The organism is Sulfitobacter sp. G5_S2_6_S6 (genome assembly GCF_054968505.1).
Genome location: NZ_JBQKUI010000002.1, coordinates 177,292 through 198,533, shown reverse-complemented (window position 1 = coordinate 198,533; position 21,242 = coordinate 177,292). Strand labels below are relative to the sequence as shown.

The 21,242-nt window shown below is 62.2% G+C and carries 16 protein-coding genes; 6 read left to right on the top strand and 10 right to left on the bottom strand.

Features of this window, described 5'->3' with window-relative positions:
* Positions 1-5 precede the first annotated feature (5 nt).
* Positions 6-785: a peroxide stress protein YaaA gene (yaaA, locus tag ACTRWK_RS05010; protein ID WP_289081352.1), complete on the top strand. Its 780-nt coding sequence runs from the start codon at positions 6-8 to the stop codon at positions 783-785.
* Here yaaA and ACTRWK_RS05005 read toward each other — a convergent pair.
* From ACTRWK_RS05005 to ACTRWK_RS04985, 5 genes are all read right to left on the bottom strand, one after another.
* Positions 770-2,911, bottom strand: a complete 2,142-nt coding sequence (locus tag ACTRWK_RS05005; protein ID WP_289081351.1) for a response regulator — start codon at positions 2,909-2,911, stop codon at positions 770-772. The genes yaaA and ACTRWK_RS05005 overlap by 16 nt on opposite strands.
* A 103-nt stretch (positions 2,912-3,014) precedes the next feature.
* A complete protein-coding gene (locus tag ACTRWK_RS05000; protein ID WP_289081350.1) occupies positions 3,015-5,057 on the bottom strand; it encodes a hypothetical protein in 2,043 nt (680 codons plus the stop codon).
* Positions 5,054-7,816 carry a DUF4159 domain-containing protein gene (locus tag ACTRWK_RS04995; protein WP_462843810.1) on the bottom strand — a complete coding sequence of 921 codons (2,763 nt, stop codon included), beginning with the start codon at positions 7,814-7,816 and terminating at the stop codon, positions 5,054-5,056. Before ACTRWK_RS04995 ends, ACTRWK_RS05000 begins: the two co-directional genes overlap by 4 nt.
* Entirely contained in the window at positions 7,813-8,697 is an 885-nt protein-coding gene (locus ACTRWK_RS04990) for a DUF58 domain-containing protein (RefSeq protein ID WP_289081348.1), read from the bottom strand. Before ACTRWK_RS04990 ends, ACTRWK_RS04995 begins: the two co-directional genes overlap by 4 nt.
* Complete coding sequence (locus ACTRWK_RS04985) at positions 8,694-9,701, bottom strand: AAA family ATPase (RefSeq protein WP_005850489.1); 1,008 nt, start codon at positions 9,699-9,701, stop codon at positions 8,694-8,696. The genes ACTRWK_RS04990 and ACTRWK_RS04985 overlap by 4 nt, the downstream gene beginning before the upstream one ends.
* 70 nt (positions 9,702-9,771) lie before the next feature.
* Between ACTRWK_RS04985 and ACTRWK_RS04980 the strand changes: the two genes are divergently transcribed.
* Together ACTRWK_RS04980 and ACTRWK_RS04975 are read left to right on the top strand one after the other, a co-directional pair.
* Positions 9,772-10,350, top strand: a complete 579-nt coding sequence (locus ACTRWK_RS04980; protein ID WP_289081347.1) for a DUF1285 domain-containing protein — start codon at positions 9,772-9,774, stop codon at positions 10,348-10,350.
* A 49-nt stretch (positions 10,351-10,399) separates the two neighbouring features.
* A complete protein-coding gene (locus ACTRWK_RS04975) occupies positions 10,400-11,155 on the top strand; it encodes a hydroxypyruvate isomerase family protein (RefSeq protein WP_289081346.1) in 756 nt (251 codons plus the stop codon).
* Between the two features lie 24 nt (positions 11,156-11,179).
* On the opposite strand, the gene polA is transcribed toward ACTRWK_RS04975, so the two are convergent.
* The 3 genes from polA to ACTRWK_RS04960 all read right to left on the bottom strand — a co-directional run bounded on the left by polA (position 11,180) and on the right by ACTRWK_RS04960 (position 14,957).
* A complete protein-coding gene (polA, locus tag ACTRWK_RS04970) occupies positions 11,180-13,978 on the bottom strand; it encodes a DNA polymerase I (RefSeq protein WP_289081345.1) in 2,799 nt (932 codons plus the stop codon).
* A gap of 119 nt (positions 13,979-14,097) precedes the next feature.
* Entirely contained in the window at positions 14,098-14,727 is a 630-nt protein-coding gene (locus ACTRWK_RS04965; RefSeq protein WP_289081344.1) for a TIGR02117 family protein, read from the bottom strand.
* A gap of 50 nt (positions 14,728-14,777) precedes the next feature.
* On the bottom strand, positions 14,778-14,957 hold the full coding sequence (locus ACTRWK_RS04960; protein ID WP_005850479.1) for a zinc-finger domain-containing protein: 180 nt from the start codon (positions 14,955-14,957) through the stop codon (positions 14,778-14,780).
* Positions 14,958-15,142: 185 nt separating this feature from the next.
* Between ACTRWK_RS04960 and gpmI the strand changes: the two genes are divergently transcribed.
* Genes gpmI through ACTRWK_RS04945 form a run of 3 tightly spaced genes read left to right on the top strand, consistent with a single transcriptional unit; the run spans position 15,143 to position 19,128 of the window.
* A complete protein-coding gene (gpmI, locus tag ACTRWK_RS04955; RefSeq protein ID WP_289081343.1) occupies positions 15,143-16,660 on the top strand; it encodes a 2,3-bisphosphoglycerate-independent phosphoglycerate mutase in 1,518 nt (505 codons plus the stop codon).
* Positions 16,657-17,787: a murein hydrolase activator EnvC family protein gene (locus ACTRWK_RS04950; RefSeq protein WP_064216119.1), complete on the top strand. Its 1,131-nt coding sequence runs from the start codon at positions 16,657-16,659 to the stop codon at positions 17,785-17,787. The genes gpmI and ACTRWK_RS04950 overlap by 4 nt, the downstream gene beginning before the upstream one ends.
* Before the next feature lie 3 nt (positions 17,788-17,790).
* Positions 17,791-19,128, top strand: a complete 1,338-nt coding sequence (locus ACTRWK_RS04945) for a S41 family peptidase (protein WP_037942619.1) — start codon at positions 17,791-17,793, stop codon at positions 19,126-19,128.
* A gap of 81 nt (positions 19,129-19,209) precedes the next feature.
* Here ACTRWK_RS04945 and ACTRWK_RS04940 read toward each other — a convergent pair whose 3' ends face one another.
* A complete protein-coding gene (locus ACTRWK_RS04940; RefSeq protein ID WP_180829220.1) occupies positions 19,210-20,472 on the bottom strand; it encodes a TrkH family potassium uptake protein in 1,263 nt (420 codons plus the stop codon).
* Between the two features lie 77 nt (positions 20,473-20,549).
* Entirely contained in the window at positions 20,550-21,212 is a 663-nt protein-coding gene (locus ACTRWK_RS04935; RefSeq protein ID WP_005850470.1) for a potassium channel family protein, read from the bottom strand.
* Positions 21,213-21,242: the final 30 nt, after the last annotated feature.

Sequence of the window (21,242 nt, the reverse complement as noted above, 5' to 3'; positions counted from 1 at the left end):
AATCCATGCTGACCGTTATCTCTCCCGCCAAGAAAATGGACTGGACCCCGCGCGACGTCGCTATGACGACGCCCGACCTGCAGGAAGATGCGGTCGCCTTGGTCAAGGTGGCCCGCGGGCTGAGCGTTGGTGATCTGCAATCATTGATGCAGCTGAGCGAGAAACTGGCCAAGCTGAACCGCGACCGTTTCGCCGCGTTCGAGGAAAATCCGTCCCCCGATGTTGTGCGCCCCGCTGCCTTTGCCTTTGCTGGTGACACCTATCAGGGGTTGGAAGCGACCAGCCTGGATCCTGATGAACTGGATTATGCCCAAGATCACCTGCGCATTCTGTCGGGGCTTTATGGTGTGCTGCGACCCTTGGATGCCATTCAGGCCTACCGGCTTGAGATGGGCAGCCGATTGAAAACGCCGCAGGGCAAATCGCTGTACGACTATTGGGGCGCGCGTCTGTCCGAAGCGTTGAACGAACAGGCGGAACAGACCAATAGCAAGGCGTTGGTGAATTGTGCCAGTCAGGAATATTTCGGCGCGGTCGACCTTAAGGCGCTGGTGCCGACGGTTGTGACACCACAGTTCATGGAAGATAAATCGGACGGCAAAGGGCCCAAGATTGTCAGCTTTTACGCCAAGAAAGCCCGCGGCGCGATGGCGCGTTTCGTAGTGCAGAACCGCCTTACCGACGCCGAGGCGATCAAGGATTTCGATATCGGCGGATACGCATGGCAGAAAGAGCTGTCGACGCCGGAAAAACCTGTATTTGTAAGGCCCTATCCCACCAACTGACCCTCCAGCGGGAAAGCCGCGTTGGGGCAGTAACGGTTAAGGAGCGCCACAAGCTCCGCCTTGCGCAAGGGTTTGGTGAGGAAATGATCCAGCCCGGCGGCGAGTATTCTTTCCTTTTCGTCCTGAATGGCATGCGCTGTCAGCGCGACAATCGGGCAGCTGCTCGCCCCGTCTTCCAGCGCACGAATGGCGGCGGCGGCGTCTTTTCCATTCATCTTGGGCATAGAAATGTCCATGAACACCAGATCGGGCCGGAAGGTTTCAAACAGCGCAACTGCCTCTTGCCCGTTGGTGGCAAGTTGCAGGTCGATGTTCAGCCGTTGCAGCATCTTTCGAAGCACCAGACGATTGGTCTTATTGTCCTCGGCCGCCAAGACCCGCATCGGGCGGGTACCAACAGGCACCGGCTGCATCGTTGACACCTCGGCCAGCAGCTCGGTGACACTAATCGGGTTCTTCATGATCCGGCGCACGCTCGTATCTTCCATACTATCTCGAATTTTGTCGGGCGTCTGACTGTACAGGATTACCTCGGTCGCGGGGTCGGAGACGTGCACCGCGCGGGCAAATTCGATCCCGTCCATATCGGGCAGCGTGTCGTCGACAAGCAGCAGATCAATACTGCCGTCCAGCGCGGCCAGCCCCTCTGAGCCGGTGCCACAGGACGTCACGCGCACACCGATATGTTCCAGATTGCGCTGCAAGATCGATCGGCAGATCGTTTCCCTTTCGACAATCAGGACATGGCGCAGGAAGGGGGGGCGCTTAAGCGGTGGCGCGGCACTGTCCTCTTGGGCCTTCAGGGGCAGTTCGAAGCCGAAGCACGACCCAACCCCATGCTCTGACGTGACCCAAATCTCGCCCCCCATCAGTTGTACCAGACGTTGGCAGATAGCGAGCCCCAGTCCCGTCCCCTCTGCATTGGGGCTGGGGTCACTGCTGGCTTGGGTGAATTCCCCCATGATATGTTCAATCATGTCCGGCGGGATGCCGATGCCCGTATCCTCGATAGAGATTTTGATCAGCACGTTGCCAGCGCCCGCGTCGGGCAGCCCCGTGGCGCGGATCAGGATATGCCCGTTTTGCGTAAACTTAACAGCATTTCCCACCAGATTGGTAAGCACTTGCCTAATGCGCCCTGCATCGCCGACCAGCTTGCGCGGCAGGAACAGGTCGTAATCCAGCGCGAGGTCCAGCCCCTTTTGCACCGCAAGGGGCTGTAAAAGCAGCAGTACCTCTTGGAAGACACGTTCCAGATCAAAGGGGGCGGGGTGGATGCTCAGCCGGTTTGCCTCGATGCGCGAGAAATCCAGAACGTCGTTGATGATGACCAGCAACGCTTCGCCAGAGGTCTTTATGGTGTCGACATATAGGCGTTGGTCTTGGGTCAGCGCGGTATCGCCAAGCACCTCCGTCATGCCTACGATCCCGTTCATCGGTGTGCGGATTTCGTGGCTCATCTTGGCAAGGAAAAGCGATTTCGCGCTGTTGGCTGCCTCGGCCGTGGCGCGGGCATCGACGAGCTTGCGTTGGTATTCCACGGTTTCGGTAATGTCGCGGGCGAGCGATACGATATCGCCGCCTTTTCCCCTTTGATCGACAATCTTGATATATGCGCCATTCCAGAGCTTTATGATGATGGGTGCCGGGGCCTTTTGCTGCGATCGCAGGAGCATCTTGGCGCGCCATTCCTCTGGCGTGCGGCGCCCGATGTTTACGATCCCCTCATCGGTGAGCACGCGAAGGATGGTAGAATAGCTGACACCCGGACGGATGGCATCAATACCGTCGAACACGGCCAGATAAGACCGATTGGCCATGATCATTTCATTGTCTTTGTTGAAAAAGGCAAAGCCGTCGTGGATGGTTTCGACCGAATGCCATAGCCGGCGTTGGGTCAGTTCGATCTGTTCCCGCGCGGCACATAGATCGGACATCACCCGTTTGTTTTCGCCGCGGATGTTTTCAACCTCCGCCCGTGTTTCAGAAATCTCGACAGAGACATTTTGCGCGTGGTCATCCAGCTTGCGGTAAGCGGCACAAAGCTCTGCCTGGGTTTGTTCAAGCAGCGCTTCCACCTCTGCGCGGCGGCGTTGTTCATGGGCAAGCTGGTCAGCTGGTTTCATCCAAAGCTCCGAATCCCTCCTATCGGGGGGATCATGGGGGGCTTGGGGTGAACAACAGCTTAAGCGTTGCGTGATTTATCAGGCGGTGGCGTTGTTTTTAAGGTTAACGTCGCCCTTCGCGCAGCCATGCTGCAAGGATCAGGGCGCTGCCCAGTAAAAGGACGAGCCACGCGGGCAGGATCGGCATCTGTCGCACGTCACGTGTTTCGTAGGCGTTGCGAGGGGTCAGCCCGATCCATCCACGTCCGGCTGCAGGGCGCCCGACACGTATGTCGCGGATGCGGGGCAGGCCGTCTTCGATCCGCGCGACACCACCGCGCAGGGGCGCAAGTACGGGGGCGAGGGTTTCGTCGCTTGCAATCGTTTCCACAAACTCCCGCGGGGCGGCGGGGCCCAAACCGATCACCGCGCTTTGGTCGCCATTTTCCAGCCGGTAAAGGCCAATCTCGGGGCCTTCGTAAACCCCTTCGAAGACACCCGGCGTGGCTGGCGAAAGCGTGATCTCTGCCGTGCTGCCATCGGGGTTGGTCAGGGTGACAGGCGGGATGTCGTCCCCCAGCGTGCGACGGGTGATGCGCATGGTCTGGCCTTCGGCTGTGGCGGTCAGGGCCTCTTCCTCAAGCTCGGGTTCTTTCATCATCCAGTGGGCCAAGCGTCGCAACAGCTCTAGCTGCGGGCCGCCACCTTCATAGCCACGGTTCCACAGCCACGCATGATCAGACGCCATGAGCGCAACGCGCCCTTCTTCCACACGGTTCAGGATCAGCAGCGGTCGGTCATCTTCGCCGGTCATCACCACATGGCCCAAGGGATCGGCCACGTCGATCTGCCGCAGCCAGCGTCCCCATGTTTCCTGTTCGGGCAAGCCGCTGGTTACCGGATGACGGTGCCCCAGCTCGGACACCAGCGGGCGGTAGGGCTGTTCGATCACCCGTGCGGTCGGCGTGGCGGGCAAGACCTCTCCGAGGGGGGAACGGTAGATGCTGTCGGCGCTGGCGAAATCCGCCCCGGCAGCGACCAGCACAGCACCCCCGCCGCGCACATAATTCGCGACGTTTTCAAGATATAGCGACGGCAGGATGCCGCGGCGTTTGTAGCGGTCAAAGATGATCAGATCGAAATCCTCGATCTTTTCCATGAACAACTCGCGGGTGGGAAAGGCGATCAGCGAAAGTTCGTCCACCGGCACGCCATCCTGTTTTTCCGGCGGGCGCAGGATCGTGAAATGCACCAGATCGACAGAGCTGTCGGATTTTAGCAAATTGCGCCACGTACGCCCGCCCTGATGCGGCTCCCCGCTGACGAGAAGCACCCGCAGGCGGTCGCGCACCCCGTTGATCTGGATCAGCGCGGCATTGTTGCGGTCGGTCAGCTCTCCTTCGGCCTCGGGCAACGAGAACCGGATCACATTGCGCCCGCCGTGGGGTAGGGTCACGGGCAGATCCAGATCTTGCCCCACGGGCACGCGGAAGGTCTGCGGCGGCTCCCCATCGACCGAGATTTCAAGCGGGGCCAGCGCGTCTTTTCGCGGGGCGGCCCCAAGGTCGTCGATGCGCAGGGTCAGGGTCACGGGTTCGCCGATGATGGCAAAGGCAGGGGCGTTGCGGACGGACAGGCGGCGATCCCAATCGCTTTGCTTTCCGGTCATCAACAGATGCATCGGTGCCGGCAGATCGACGGGCAGGTCGGCGTCGTGAATGCGCCCGTCGCTGAGCGCAAGGATGCCTGCGATCCGGGCGCGCGGCTCTTCGGCAAGCACCTCTGACAGGGCGGTCATCAGCTGCGTGCCGCTATCACCCTCCCCATCGGGCACGGTCACGCGGCGCAGTTCCGTATTCTCGCGCGCGGTGATCTGTGCTGCCAACGTCTCTGCGGCGGCGGCGGTTTGTGCGGGCCGGACTGCGAGGGACTGGCTGGCGCTTTCGTCTTCCAGCATCACGACGATATCGGTGAGCGGCGCGCGGTCTTCCTGCTGCACGGAGGGGCCAGAAAGCGCCGCCAGAACGACGAGCATCGCTGCCCCCCGCAGCGCCCAGCCTTGCAACCCGCGCAGCACCGCCAAGGCAACGGCCACCAGCGCCAGTGCGGCAACGCCCCATAAGATCGGTAGCGGGATCAGCGGGTCGAAGATGATGGTCGATGTCATTGGCCCAACCTGTCCAGCAGCGCAGGCACATGCACCTGATCGGATTTATAGTTGCCGGTCAGCACATGCATGACCAGATTGACGCCGAACCGGTAGGCCAGCTCGCGCTGACGTTCCCCGGCGAAACCGCGCCCGATAGGCACCATCGGCGCGCCGTTCGACGACACCGCCCAGGCCGCAGCCCAGTCATTGCCACCGATGACAACCGGGCTCACCCCGTCATTCAGATTGCGGAACGGCATCCCCTCTACCTGTTCTGCATCGGGGGGCGATGCCTCTACCCACAGATCGCGCCCGCTGTGCCGTCCGGGGAAGTCCTGCAGCAGATAGAACGTGCGGGTCAGCACGTGATCCGCAGGCAAGGGTTCAAGCGGGGGAATGTCCAGCGGCGCGGCGAGGTCTTGTAGCTTGCGCCCATTGGGGCTGGCGGCCCCGAAGCCCGCGATATTCGCGTCACGTGTGTCGAACAGGATCATCCCGCCGGAGCGCAGATAGTCGTTCAGCTTGCGATAGGCCGCATCCGATGGGCGGGGCTGATCGGGGGTGATGGGCCAGTATAGCATGGGGAAGAAAGCAAGCTCATCCCGCTCCAGATCCACACCGATGGGGTTGGCAGGTTCGACCGAGGTGCGGAAATAAAGCGTATCCGACAACCCGCGCAAGCCGGCATCCGACATCTCGTCAACGGACGCGTTGCCGGTGATCACATAGGCCAGCGTCATCTCCGCCGTGGCGTTCAGGGCAAAGCTGTCGTCCGCCTGCGCATCGGCCTGCGTCGGTGCATAGATCAGCGCCGCAAGGATCAGCCCTGCGGCATTGCTGTGCTTGAGCAGCCGCCCGGACAAGGACAGCGACGCGATGACATCAGCGAGCAGCAGCAGGATCGACAGGGACAACAGCCAACCGGCAAGCGGCTGTTCATCGGCCACATCAAGCCCACGTACTGGCACATCCGCTGGCCATGCCGCGGGGGGCAGGGTGGTATCTGCAACCACCACATTGCGCGCAATACGCCGATCGCCAGAGGCATAGACCCCCGGTTGCAGGTCTGGGCCCGCAGGCGCGGCCATCAGATCAGCCCCGTCCACACCGGGCAGCGTACCCGCGTCAGACAGTGTACCAAACCCGTCCATCACGCGCAGGGGCGTCCACGTCGTGCCTTGTAGGTCCGAAGCCTCGATACCGGCGGAAGATGAAGAAATCGCTAACCGTTCCATCATCTGCACAAACAGCCCCGACAGCGGCAACGTCGACCACTCGGCCGTGGCTGTCACGTGAAACAATACGATCTGCCCCTGTCCTACCTGCTTCCGGGTGACCAGCGGGGTGCCATCGCTCAGCGATGCGATCACACGCTCTGCCAGTGTCGGGTCGGGCTGCGCGACGACCTGGGCCGAGACGGTCACATCCTGCGGTATCTCTAACCCGTAGAAAGGAGAGGACTCGCGGAAGCTGTCCAGCGTTTTCGGGGCGCCCCAGCTCATTGCGCCGCCGACACTGCGGCCACCGGCACGCAGGCGCACAGGCATCAGCGGGTCTTCGGTATCTCGGCTGATGTCGCTGGCAGCGATGCGTGGACCGGCGAAACGCACCAACATGCCACCAGCTTCGATCCAGTCGATCAAGGGGGCCTGCTCTGCCTCCGATAGGGTCGCGATATCGGCCAGTACGATCACATCGGGGTTTGCGGGCAGCACATCGCCAATTCCCCCCTCAATCAGATCGGCGGCGGGGGCCAAGGCCTGTTCGATGTAGTGCAGGGGGGACAGCAGCTCCAGCCCTTCGCGGTTTTCCCGCCCGGCGATCAGCCCGACCTCGCGCCGCCGCAACGCATCATCCACCAGCGTCGTCGCCCCGGCGGAGCGTTGGCCCGCGATGTCGAAACGCGTGATCCGCGCGCGCAGCTCTGCGGGCAGGGACAGGGCCGCGCTGGCCTGCGTTGATCCTGCGTCGAATGTGGCCGGAACGCTGGCAAGGACGCGGATATTCCCCGCCGGATCACGGCCCTGCGCCGTGATGGTCACTGACCGCTCAGCACCAGCGAGGGCGCGCTTGGCGGTCAGGGTAATCGCCCCGTCCTCATAGGTCGCGGGGGCCAGTGCCAGTACGTCTGCGCCAGTCTGATAGACCTCGACGCTGCCCTTGCCCTGAAGCGCATCAAGCATCGCGTCGCGCCCCGCATAGGCTAGCCCGTCGCTGAACCACAGGGTATCGAAACCGCCGAGCGCGTCCGCGATCTCTATCGCGCGGTCAATGTCGGCGGAGGCGGGCTGCCAGGGGGCGGGATCGAACCCGGCCAGACGGCTGCGCCATGCGTCAGCGGATTGAAAGGCGGGTGCTTCTGGTCGGGTGAGGGTCAGGAAACCGACCGTGCGTCCAGCGCGTGCCGCACGGGTCAACTGCGCCTCTAGCGCTTCGGTTTGCTGCGGCCAACGCGTGGCTCCTGCCCAAGACCCGTCGAGCACAATCAGCAGCGGGCCGGTGCCTTGGGTCTGTTCCTCTTGCGGGTTCAGGATCGGTCCGGCCAGCCCGATGATCAATGCGGCCACCGCCAGCATGCGCAGCAGCAGCAACCACCACGGCGTGCGGTCGGACACGCTTTCATCATCGTTCAGCCCAAGCAGCAGCGCCACACCGGGAAAGCGGCGGCGGATCGGCGCAGGCGGCACCGCGCGCAGGATCAGCCACAGGATCGGCAGCGTCAGAAGCGTCAGCAGCATCCACGGCGCGGTAAAGCCGATGCCCCCCAGAACGGTCATGCGGCCCCCCCGCTGCGCGTATCCAGCGCCGTATAGAGCCACAAAAGCGCCGATTGTGCGGTGCTGTCGGTGTGGTGCAGCCCGTATTGCCAGCCAGTCAGGGCACAAAGCTGCCGCAGCTCTGCCTTGCGCGCGGCGAGCCGTTCCAGATAGCGGTCTTTCAGGTCGTTCGCTTTCAAGGTCTCGTGGCGCAGCGTGCCGCCGACGCTTTCAAAGATGGTGCGACCGGTGAAGGGGAAGGCCTCCTCCGAGGGGTCCAGCACATGATATAACACGCCGCGCACCCCGCGGTCCGCCGCCTTGGTCAGCGCGGTGGTCACCCCCGCAAGATCCCCCATGAAGTCAGAGATAAACACAGCCCGTGCATGGGGGATCATGGCGCGATGTTCCGGCGGGGCGTAGTCGGCGGCGTCGTCCTGACACAGGGCTTCGGCAAGGCGCAGGATCTGCGGCCTGCCTGATCGCGGGGGCAGGGCGCTGCCGGTCAGCCCGACCCGTTCACCGCCCCGTTGCAGCAGGATCGCCAGCGCCAACCCGATCAGCCGCGCGCGGTCGCCCTTCTGTTCCAACGCAGCCGTCGAGGCAAAGCGCATGGACGCCCCCTGATCGACCCAAAGCATGACCGACTGCGCGATCTGCCATTCGCGTTCGCGCACGAACTCATGGTCCCCCATGGCCGAACGCCGGTGGTCGATGCTGCGACGGCTATCCCCGGCCTGTGCCGGACGGTATTGCCAGAAATCATCCCCCACCCCTGCGCGTCGACGCCCATGGGCCCCCAGCAGGACTGCACCGGCCAGATGCTCTGCACGGGCCAGCAGCGCGGGCAAACGGGCGGCTTGCTCCTCTGATCGGATGCGAAGGGTGTCAGGGCTGTTCACGCCGCGGCCTTTTTCCCGATCAGGCTGGCAGCGGTTGTGTCAATCAGCGCGGATAGGCTGTCGCCACGAGCGCGCGCCGCGAAGTTCAGCGCCATACGGTGCAGCAACACAGGACGGGCCATATCGATGACATCCTCCGCCGACGGTGCCAGACGCCCCTGCAACAAAGCGCGCGCCCGCACCGTCAGCATCAACGCTTGTGCGGCGCGTGGGCCGGGGCCCCATGCCACGGTATCGCGCACTTGCGGGCTGGCATCAGGCCCGTCAGGGCGGAAGGCGCGGACCAGATCAAGGATCAGCTCGACCACCGATTCACCCACCGGCATCTGCCGCAGCAGCGTTTGCGCGGCCAGTAGCTCTGCCGTGGTAAAAACGGGCGCGGCCTGCGCATCGGTATCCCCTGTGGTGGCCAGCAGAATATCCCGCTCTGTCTCCCGGTCGGGGTAGGCCACATCGATCTGCACCAAAAAGCGGTCAAGCTGGGCCTCGGGCAGCGGGTAGGTGCCTTCTTGTTCAATAGGGTTCTGGGTGGCGAGCACGTGAAACGGATGCCCCAAGGCGCGGTCCTGTCCGGCGACGGTCACGGTCTTTTCCTGCATCGCCTGCAGCAAAGCCGACTGGGTGCGCGGCGAGGCGCGGTTGATCTCGTCCGCCATCAGCAACTGGCAAAAGATCGGCCCCTCGACAAAGCGGAACGCGCGGGTGCCATCGGCGGCGGTGTCCAGCACCTCTGACCCCAGAATATCGGCAGGCATCAAATCGGGCGTGAACTGAACCCGATTGCCATCCAGCCCCATTACCGTGCTCAGCGTTTCGACCAGCCGCGTCTTGCCCAGACCCGGCAAACCGATCAGCAGCCCGTGGCCACCGCAGAGCAGGGCCGTCAGCGTCAGATCAACGACCCGTTGCTGCCCGATGAAACGCCGGTTGATCGAGGCCTTCGCCTCGGCCAGCTTTTCGCCAAGCGTCTCGATTTCTGCTACCATATCGCGGGCTTGGGTCATGACTTTTGCGTCCTCGGGATTATATCAGTTAGATGTAAGTGTATCGTGTGAACAGGAAATGGCAAAAGCAATGAGTGGACAAAAAACCGTGACCCCGACAGCAGAAAGCCTTGCCGCCTCTGTTTCCGCCGCCAAAACACGCGGATTGCCGCCGGTTGAAAAGTGGAACCCCCCGTTTTGCGGCGATCTGGACATGGAGATCAAACGCGACGGCACCTGGTTCTACCAAGGCACCCCCATCGGACGCATCGGGCTGGTAAAGCTGTTCGCATCGATTCTGATCCGCGAAGAAGATGATTATTTCCTTGTGACGCCGGTTGAAAAGGTCGGCATCAAGGTCGAGGACGCCCCCTTTGTCGCCATCGATTTCGAGGCCGAAGGCAGTGGCACCGACCAGAGGCTGACCTTCCAGACCAATCTGGAAGACATCGCCGTCGCCGGCCCCGATCTGCCTATCCGAGTTGAGCGCGACCCAGAAGATGGTGAACCCGCGCCCTACGTCCGGATCCGCCGCAACCTGGAGGCGCTGATCGACCGCAAAAGCTTTTACCGACTGGTCGAGCTTGGCGTGCATCACGACGGCTGGTTCGGCGTATGGTCGGGCGGCAGATTCTTTGGTATTATCCCCTCGGACGAACTGCCCGATTGATCCTGCCTGCCACAGCGCGACGATAGCGGCCCGAACCGGATGATCCTTCATGAAGCCAGCCGCGAACCTTACTCTGCTGTGGCCCGAGCTGCCCTATCTTGACCGTTTTGCCGCCGCCGCGAAGGCAGGATTTACCGCGGTAGAGGTGCTTTTCCCCTATGATCTGGCCGCCAAAGAGACGCTGCGCGCCTGTGTCGCCAACGGCTTGCAGCTGATCCTGATCAACGCCCCGCCGCCCAATTACACCGGCGGCGCACAGGGCTTTGCCGCGGTGCCCGAACTGGCGGCGCGTTTCCGCGTCGATATCCAGCGGTCGTTTCGATATGCCACCGCGCTCAAGGTCCGCTATCTGCATGTCATGGCGGGCAACGGGCAAGGCGCGCTGGCGCGGCAAACCTTCATCGACAATCTGATCTGGGCGGCTGATATCGCGCCCAAGGGGCTCACCCTGACGGTTGAACCGCTGAACCCCGTCGCGATGCCGGGGTATTTCATGAACGACTACGCGCTTGCCGCCGATGTGCTGCGTGCTGTGAACCGGCCGAACGTCCGGCTGCAGTATGACAGCTACCACGCCCAGATGATCCACGGTGACGCGGTGGCGGTGTTCGAACAATACAAAGACCTGATCGTACATGTGCAGCTTGGCGACGCGCCCGATCGCAGCGCGCCAGGTACGGGTACGGTTGATTTCCCTGCGCTCTTCGCCGCCCTGCGCCGCGCGGGGTATCGCGGATGGGTCAGTGGCGAATATGTCCCCGGCCCACGGACCGAGGACAGCCTCGGCTGGACGACACTCAGCTAGCCGCAGGGGGTACTTCAGAGGCAATTAATGCGCCTCCGCCCAACTCGCCCCGACGCCCGCATCCACGTCAAGCTTCACATCCAGTTTGACCACCGGATCGGCTGCATTCTCCATCACCTGGCGCGCGGCGGCGATCAGATCGTCCTCGGCCCCTTTCTCCACCTCGAACAGCAATTCATCGTGGACCTGCAACAACATGGTGGCGGGCAGATCCTTGATCGCGTCGGGCATGCGGATCATCGCGCGGCGGATCACATCGGCGGCGGTGCCCTGAATCGGCGCGTTGATGGCCGCCCGTTGGGCAAAACCTGCGCGGGGGCCCTTGGCGCTGATCTCGGGCGTGTGGATCTTGCGCCCGAACAGCGTCTGCACAAAGCCATGCTCTTTGGCGAAAGCCTTGGTGTCATTCATATAGGTACGGATGCCGGGGAAACGTTCGAAATAGCGGTCGATGAACCCCTGTGCTTCGGCGCGCGGGATACGCAGGTTGCGCGCCAGACCAAAGCCCGAGATGCCATAGATCACGCCAAAGTTGATCGCCTTGGCCTGACGACGCACGTCCGAGGTCATCTCGTCCAGCGGCACGCCGAACATTTCCGAAGCGGTCAGCGCGTGAATGTCGATGCCGTCCTGAAACGCCTGCTTAAGCTCGGGGATATTTGCGATATGCGCCAGTATCCGCAGCTCGATCTGGGAATAGTCAAGCGCGACCAGCGCCTTGCCCGGCTCTGCGACAAAGGCCTCGCGGATGCGCCGCCCTTCTTCGGACCGGATCGGGATGTTTTGCAGGTTCGGATCGGTCGAAGCCAGCCGCCCGGTCGACGCCCCCGCGATGGAATAGGACGTATGCACACGGCCCGTGTCGGGGTTGATGTGATCCTGCAGCGCGTCGGTATAGGTCGATTTCAGCTTGGACAGCTGCCGCCAGTCCAGCACCCGCGCCGGCAGATCATGTTCTGTCGCGAGGTCCTCAAGCACATCGGCACCGGTGGCATAGGCCCCCGTCTTGCCTTTCTTGCCGCCTTCCAGCCCCATCTCGTCGAACAGGATTTCCCCCAACTGCTTGGGCGAGCCGACGTTGAATTTACGCCCGGCGAGCTCATAGATCTCGTCCTCAAGCCCCGCCATCTTCTGGGCAAAGGCGTTGGACATCCGGCTCAGCGTATCGCGGTCCACCTTCACGCCAGAGCGTTCCATTGCCGCCAAAACAGGCACAAGCGGGCGTTCAAGCGTTTCATAAACCTTCGTCACCCCGACGCGGTGGAGCTGGGGTTTGAACAATTGCCACAGCCGCAGAGTGATATCCGCATCCTCGGCGGCATATTTCACCGCATCGTCGAGCGGCACCTTATCAAAGGTGATGGCCGATTTGCCTGTCCCCAGCAGCGGCTTGATCGGGATCGGTGTATGCGACAGATAGCGTTCAGACAGCGTGTCCATGCCGTGGCCGTGCAGCCCGGCGTGCATCGCGTAAGACAGCAGCATCGTGTCGTCGATGGGCGCGACGTTGATCCCCAGCTGAGCGAAAATCTTGCTGTCGTATTTCATGTTCTGCCCGATCTTGAGGATCGAGGGATCCTCCAGCATCGGGGTCAGCAGGCGCAGCGCCTCTTCGGTAGGGATCTGCCCCTCGGCCAGATCATCACTCCCGAACAGATCGTCGCTGCCGCGCGCCTTGTGGATGAGCGGGATGTAGCAGGCCTTGCCCGGTTCGACACAGAGCGAAACGCCGACAAGCTGCGCGACCATATCGTCCAGCCCGGTGGTTTCTGTATCGACGGCGACATAGCCGAATTCATAGATACGGTCGATCCAGGCCTGCAGCGCCGCTGTGTCACTGACGTGTTCATAGAGCTCTGCATCAAAGGGCACATCCGCCACGGCCGGGGCATCGGCGGCGACCGGTGCCTCAGCGATGGTGGGGGCCTCTTTCCCCAGCACCTCGGCCACACGTTTGGACAGGGTGCGAAACTCCATCTCGGCCAGAAAGCCCAGCAGTTGATCTGCATCAGGGTCGCGCACCTCAAGATCGTCAAGGGTGAAGTCCAGCGGCGTGTTTTCGTCCAGCTTGACCAGATCACGGGACAGGCGGATCTGGTCGGCATGGTCGATCAGGGTCTGGCGCCGCTTGGGCTGCTTGATCTCGCCCGCGCGCTCCAGCAGCGCATCGAGATCACCATATTCGTTGATCAGCAAAGCCGCAGTCTTGATCCCGATCCCGGGTGCCCCGGGGACGTTATCGACAGAGTCGCCCGCCAGCGCCTGCACATCCACCACACGATCGGGATAGACGCCGAATTTCTCGAACACACCGTCGCGGTCGATGCTCTTGTTTTTCATCGCATCCAGCATTTCAACACCGCCGCCGACCAGCTGCATCAGATCCTTGTCCGAACTGATGATGGTGCAGCGGCCACCTGCGGCGCGTGCCTGTACGGCGAGCGTGGCAATGATGTCGTCCGCCTCGAAACCTTCCTTTTCCTTGCAGGCGATGTTGAACGCTTCGGTGGCGGTACGGGTCAGCGGGATCTGCGGGCGCAGGTCTTCGGGCATGGCCTCGCGGTTGGCCTTGTATTTGTCGTACATGTCGTTGCGGAAAGTATGGCTGCCCTTGTCAAAGATCACGGCCACATGGGTCGGTGCATCCGGCCCTGTGTTGCCTTCGACATAGCGGTGCAACATGTTGCAAAAACCCGCCACCGCCCCAATCGGCAGCCCATCCGACTTGCGCGTCAGCGGTGGCAGCGCGTGATAGGCGCGGAAAATAAACGCCGACCCGTCGATCAGATGCAGATGGTGACCTTTGCCAAATGTGCCGGACATGTCGGTGCTCCTCTTTCAGACAAGCTTTCTTGTGCCACGAAGCCGGCAAACTCTCCAGCGGCCAATTGCCCGTGACCGGCTTCATTTTGCCAAATAAACTCCCCGCGGAGCGTCCCTGCCTAGCGGGGCTCGCTTTGGTAAAGGCGCCAGGAGAGGCTCACTGACAAGGGGAGCGGCGTCCAGCGTCCGAACCGCAGCCCTGCCGCGCGGAGTTGGTCGCCGATCCAGACGTTGCAGGTGCGCAGGATGCTAAAGCGTCCCTTGGCGGCAAAGAATCCATCGGTGGCGGTATACCCATCCACATCCACACGTTGAGGCAGCCCGTCAGGGCCGGGGTCAAGCGCCGACCAGACATTCGCGACCAGCCTGCGGTACGCGCCTTCGGTCATCGTCACGGTCCGGCGTTTGGCGGTCGGGGCGATGGGGCCAATGACATCAATCCGCAGCACCGCGTCATCGCCGATAATCCCGCGCCAGACATTGCCGGGTTTCAATTCGCGATAGGTGGGGGTTTCCGTATAAAACTTGCGCGCCCCCCATCCGATGACAAGCCACCGCGCATCGGGGTGCGATAGCGGCAGACCCCGCGTCTCGAGCGCGGCAAACCGCGGGCCCGAGATATCATCAATCGGGATCAGCAGATCATAGTGGATGGGTCCGTGGACCAGCAGCACCTCGCGCGTCGGCACCGCGCGCGGTTCATCAAAGGCAGGAGCGGCCCAGAGGGCACCGATCACTGCGGCAAGCACAAAGCACGCGGGCAAAAGCGCAAGCGCGCCCAGCCATCGTAACGCTTTGGTCAGACCTTGCCCTCAAACTCGGCGTGGATGAACTTGCAGTCGCAGTACCCACATTCGACCCAGCCCTTGTCTTGCGGGATTTGCAGCCAGACGCGCGGGTGCCCCAAGGCGCCTTCGCTGCCGTCACAGGCGACGCGCCAGGTGTTCACAATGCGGGTTTCCGGTGCTTGGGATGTCATGCTGTCGTCCTTGGCTTTGATGCGCCCATCTTATGACCAAACCGCGCAGGCAGGGCAAGGGTGCGCCGTGTGATTTGGCCGCCCTCTGCTTACAAGTTTGTAAACTGCGTTGAATTAGGTTCACCATCGGCGACAGAGCCGCTAAAAGACGGAAAACCACTGTAAACCTGCGGAGCGGTCTCAGGATGAACACCCCAAAACCTGTCGTATTGTGCATTCTGGATGGGTGGGGCCTGCGCGATGACCCTCAGGGCAACGCGCCCCTTCTGGCAAAGACCCCGCATATCGACCGGATCATGCAAAGCTGCCCTTCGGCGACGCTGACCACTTTCGGGCCTGATGTGGGGCTGCCACAGGGGCAGATGGGCAACTCCGAGGTGGGGCATACCAATATCGGGGCTGGTCGTGTCGTCGCGATGGATCTGGGACAGATCGATCTTGCGATCGAGGAAGGCGCGTTTGCCACCCATCAACCGTTGCTGGACTTTGTCGAGACGCTGAAACAGACTGGCGGCACGGCGCATGTGATGGGGCTTGTCTCTGATGGCGGGGTGCATGGGCACCTGACGCATATGATTGCCGCGGTGCGTGCGCTGCGGGCGCAGGGTATTCCGGTGGTGATCCATGCGCTGACCGACGGGCGCGATGTCGCGCCGCGCTCGGCCTTGGGCTATTTCGAGACGCTGCAAGCCGCCTTGCCCGACGGGGCGCGTATCGCGACCGTCTCGGGGCGTTATTACGCGATGGACCGTGACAACCGCTGGGACCGCGTTGCCAAAGCCTATGAGGCGATCGTGCAGGGCAAGGGCAGTGCCGCCCCAACCGCCCGCGATGCGGTGAATGATGCCTATGGTCTTGACGAAAACGATGAATTTATCACGCCCACGGTGTTGGAGGGCTACACCGGCGTACAGGACGGCGATGGGATCTTCTGCCTGAATTTCCGCGCCGACCGCGCGCGCGAAATCATGTCGGCGCTTGCGGATCCGGAGTTTGACGCCTTCGACACAGGCGCGCGGCCTACGTGGTCTGCGGTGATGGGCATGGCGGAATATTCCGACGCGCATGGGGCGTTCATGACCACCATGTACCCCAAGCCCGAGATCGTGAACACGCTTGGCGCATGGGTCGCACAGCACGGCCTGCGGCAGTTCCGCTTGGCCGAGACAGAGAAATACCCGCATGTGACGTTCTTTCTGAACGGGGGCGAGGAAACACCCACAACGGGCGAGGACCGCTATATGCCCAAGTCGCCGAATGTGGCGACCTATGACTTGCAGCCAGAGATGTCTTGTGCGGAAGTTACCGACCGTTTCGTGCAAGCGATCAAAGACCGCTACGACCTGATTGTGGTGAATTACGCGAACCCCGATATGGTAGGGCATACCGGTGATCTTGATGCCGCCATCGCGGCCTGCGAGGCGGTGGATACCGGCCTTGGGCGCGTGCTTGAGGCGCTTGAGGAGGTCGGCGGCGCGATGATCGTCACCGCGGACCACGGTAATTGCGAAACGATGATTGATCCCGAAACCGGCGGGGCGCATACGGCGCATACGCTCAACCCCGTGCCCGTGGCGGTTGTCGGCGGGCCCGATGGGGCCAGCCTGCGCAGCGGTCGTCTGGCCGATCTGGCGCCGACAGTGTTGCAGTTGATGGGGCTGGATCAACCGGCCGAGATGACGGGAAAGTCGCTGCTCGAATGATCCGCCTTTGCGCCCTTGCCCTGATGTTCTGGCCCGTCGGCGTGTTTGCGCAAACCGAGGCAGCAGAACAGGCGCGCCGCGCGATGGCCGACCTTGAAGCGGCCTCTGCCCAGTTGGACGCCGCAGATGGGGCGCGGGACCGCGTGCAGGCGCTGACCCAGACGATTCAGGCGTTTGAAACCGGCCTTGGGGCCATGCGCGAGGGGCTGCGTCAGGCGGCCATCAACGAGGCGCAGCTGAGCAAGAAGCTACAGGCCCGCGATGGCGAGGTCGCGCAGTTGCTAGGCGTGTTGCAAAGCATCGGCGGTAACCCGTCGCCCACCTTGTTCCTGCATCCTGAAGGGCCCGTTGGCACCGCACGCGCGGGTATGCTGCTGGCAGAGCTGACACCGGCCCTGAACACCCGCGCCGATGTCTTGCGGCAGGATCTTGAAGACGTGCAGACCCTGCGGGCGCTTCAGACCGATGCGGCACAGCGCTTGCAGGACGGGCTGACAGAAATCCAGCGCGCCCGGACAGAGCTTAATCAGGCGATGGCTAACCGGACCGATCTGCCCAAACGCTTCAACGAAGACCCGGTGCGCACCGCGATCCTGATCTCGACTTCCGAGACGCTATCGGGGTTCGCCAGCGGCCTGTCCGAGATGACCTCGGACCCGATTGCGGATGCGCCCGCCGATTTCGAAGGGCGGAAGGGCGACCTGACCTTGCCGGTGCAGGGCGTGATCCTGCGCCGTGCCAATGAAACCGATGCGGCGGGGGTGACGCGCCCCGGGATTATCCTCGCGACCCGCCCGCGTGCCATCGTGACATCGCCCACGGCGGCGACAATCCGCTACACCGGCCCGCTGCTGGACCTGGGAAACGTGGTCATTCTTGAACCTCGGGCCGGGGCGTTGTTTGTATTGGCAGGGCTGGATGTGGTTTATGGCGAGGCAGGGCAGGTGATCGGGGCAGAGACGCCGATTGGCCTTATGGGCGGCCCGGCCGGCGTAAATCAACAGGCGCTGTCACCAAATGGTGATGGGGCTGGCGTGGAGCGTTCAGAAACGCTCTATATAGAAGTAAGAGAGAACAATGTTCCGCAGGACCCGTCAGACTGGTTCCGAACTGATAAGGATGGATAAACGATGAAGAAGTTCGTGATGGCTGCCGTGGGCGGTACGCTGGCAGGGGTAATTGCCACGACGCAGATTGCGGGCCCCTTGCTGGCACAGGAAACTGAAAAGAACAGCAACGTTTATGAACAGCTTGATCTGTTCGGCGACATCTTTGAACGCATCCGTGCGCAATACGTCGAAGAGGTCGACACCGAAGAGCTGGTAGAGGCCGCGATCAACGGCATGCTTACCTCGCTTGATCCACACTCCAGCTACCTGTCGCCGAAAGACGCGCTGAAGATGCGCGACCAGACCCGTGGTGAATTCGGCGGTCTCGGCATCGAGGTGACGCAGGAAGAGGGTTTCGTCAAAGTTGTTTCCCCTATTGATGGTACGCCTGCCTCTGAAGCGGGTATCGAAGCGGGCGATTTCATCACCCATGTGGACGGCGAAAGCCTGCTGGGGCTGACGTTGGATGACGCGGTCGAGCTGATGCGCGGGCCGGTGGGATCAGAGATCGAGATTACCGTGGTGCGAGAAGGCGAGACCGAACCCTTCGACGTGTCGCTGGTGCGCGATACCATCCAGCTGACCGCAGTGCGCGCCCGTACCGAAGGCGACGCGGTTGTGCTGCGGGTCACCACCTTTAACGAACAGACCTACCCCAAGCTGAAAGAGGGTCTGGAAGAGCAGGTCGAGGCCGCCGGCGGCATCGAGAATGTCAGCGGCTTTGTCGTGGATCTGCGCAACAACCCCGGTGGTCTGCTGAATCAGGCCATCGCCGTGTCGGATGCTTTCCTTGAAGAAGGCGAGATCGTCAGCACCCGTGGCCGTGATGCCGCGGATGGCGACCGCACCAACGCCACCCCCGGCGATCTGGCCGAAGGCAAGCCGATTGTGGTGCTGATCAACGGCGGCTCTGCCTCGGCTTCCGAGATCGTTGCCGGTGCCTTGCAAGACCACCGTCGCGCGATTGTCGTCGGGACCAAAAGCTTTGGTAAAGGGTCGGTGCAGACGATCATGCCGCTGCGCGGTGAAGGGGCGATGCGCCTGACCACAGCGCGGTACTACACGCCGTCGGGCCGCTCTATTCAGGCACTTGGCGTGTCCCCCGACATCATCGTCGCCCAGCCACCGGCACAGCCTGCGGACACCGAGGAAGAGGATGCAACAGCACGCCCCCTGCGGTCCGAAGCAGACCTGCGCGGCAGTCTGAACAACGACAGCCTGACCGACGATCAGGTCGACCAGATCATGGAAGACCGCGCCAAGGCCGAAAAAGCTGCGTCCTTGCGGGAAGAGGATTACCAGCTGGCCTATGCCATCGACATCCTCAAGGGTCTGTCCGCATTGGGCCCGAAGAAGTAAGCGCGGCGATCACGCGTTCGCATCAAAGACCGGTCCGCAGATAGGCGGGCCGGTCTTTTTTGTTGGGCCAAGGGCGGGTGTTCAGCCCAGATAGACCTTGCCTTCGGGGTAGCGCACGCGGGGCACCGATTGCGTCGCCAGAAAGAACCCGATGGTCAGCGGGCCGACGCGGCCCAGAAACATCATCAGCATGATCATCGCGCGGCCGGTGCTATCAAGCTCTGCCGTGGCACCGCGCGACAGGCCGACGGTGCCAAAGGCCGATGTTGCCTCGAACGCGAGGTCGATGAACTCCCCGTCATGTTTGATCGACATGATGAAGATGCCCGTCAGGACCAGAAGGATGCTGATCGTGGTCAGCGCCATGACCTTGAACACTTCATCCGGCCCCATCGACCGACCAAAAGCATGCAGGCTGGTGCTGCGCCGGAAGAAGGCCACGGTGGCGAGGATCAGCACGATGAGCGTGGTCACCTTGATGCCGCCTGCCGTCGACGTGCTGCCGCCGCCGACCAGCATCAGCGTCATGGTCATCAAGGCAGTACTCTCGTGGACCTCGGCGTAATCAAGCGTATTAAAGCCCGCTGTCCGTGGGGTGACGGCCTGAAACCAACTGGCCCAAAGCTTGCTGCCAAGGCTGCCGAACTGGCCCAAGGTCGCGGGGTTGCGCCATTCAAGTGCTGCAAACAGCGCCCAGGCCAGCAGGATCAGCACCACCGTGCCGGTGAGCATCAGCTTGCTGTGCAGGCTGAGCCGTCGCCAGCTGCGTTTTTCCCAGATATCGGCCAGCACGATGAACCCGATGCCGCCGATGATGAACAGGGCGGGGATCACGACGTTGATAATCGGATCGCTGACCCAGTTACTTAGGCTGTCGGGGAACAGCGCGAACCCCGCATTGTTGAATGCAGAAATGCTTAGGAACACCGAATGCCAAAGCCCCTGCGCCAGCCCGAATTCGGGCACGAAGACAAAGGCCATCAAGGCAGCGCCGATAAGCTCTGCCAGAATGGCGATCTTCAGGATCGCCATCACCAGCGAGGTCAGATTGTAGATGCTCGGCTGGTTCAGGTCTTCGCGCAGGATAATCCGCTGCGGCATCCCCAAAGGGATACCAAGCGCGGACAGCACCAGAACGGCAAAGGTCATCAACCCCAAGCCGCCCATCTGGATCAGAAGTGCGATGACCGCCTGCCCGAAACCGGTAAAAGCGGTGCCAGTATCGACCACCGCCAGCCCCGTCACCGTAACAGCAGAGGTAGAGGTGAACAGCGCGTCCGACAGGCTGATCCCCGCAGTATTCGCCAGCGGAGTCCACAGGATCAATCCGCCCAGAACCACCATCGTCAGATAGATCAACACAAGCACGGCGGGCGGGGGCAGAAGCCGCCACGCGCTTTTCTGTGACTTTGAAAAGAGCTTCAAAGGCTTGCCGCAAAGCTGCGCAGGTCGGTGCGCTGCCCGAGCAGGATCAACAGATCGTCCCGTTGCAACGTGCAGTCCAACCCGTCGCGCCCGATATATTCGGTGCCCCGCATCACGCCCAGACAGCGCAGGTCGAACTTCTTGCCGTATGACAACGTCTCGAGCGATTTGCCCTCAAGCGCTTCTGGGATGCGGAAGTTGACCACGTGGTATCCGTTCCCGAGGCTGACATAGTCGCGCACCAAGGGGTTGTGGATCACCTGCGCGATATGCTGGCCGACTTCGACTTCGGGGTGGATCACGCGGTCGACACCCAGTTTCGACAGGATGCGGTGATGCGTTTTTGTCTTGGCCTTTGCCCAGATCGTCTCGACGCCCAGCAGTTTCAGGTTGATGGCCGACAGGATGCTCGATTCAAGATCGCTGCCCATGGCGACCAGCGCCATCGAACAGTCGCCCAACCCGGCCTCGCGCAGGGCGGCATCATCCCGGGCGTCCACGATAACGGCTTGGCTCAGCTTTTCGACATGGTTGCTGACGCGCTGGTCGTTCAGGTCCACGCCGATCACGTAGTTGCCAAAACGCTGCAGCTCGGTTGCGACCGTAGAGCCAAAATTGCCAAGGCCGATCACGCCGATAGTCCGTCTTTTCACTGCCATCACGAGGGTCCTCTGAAGGGCTCAGTCTTG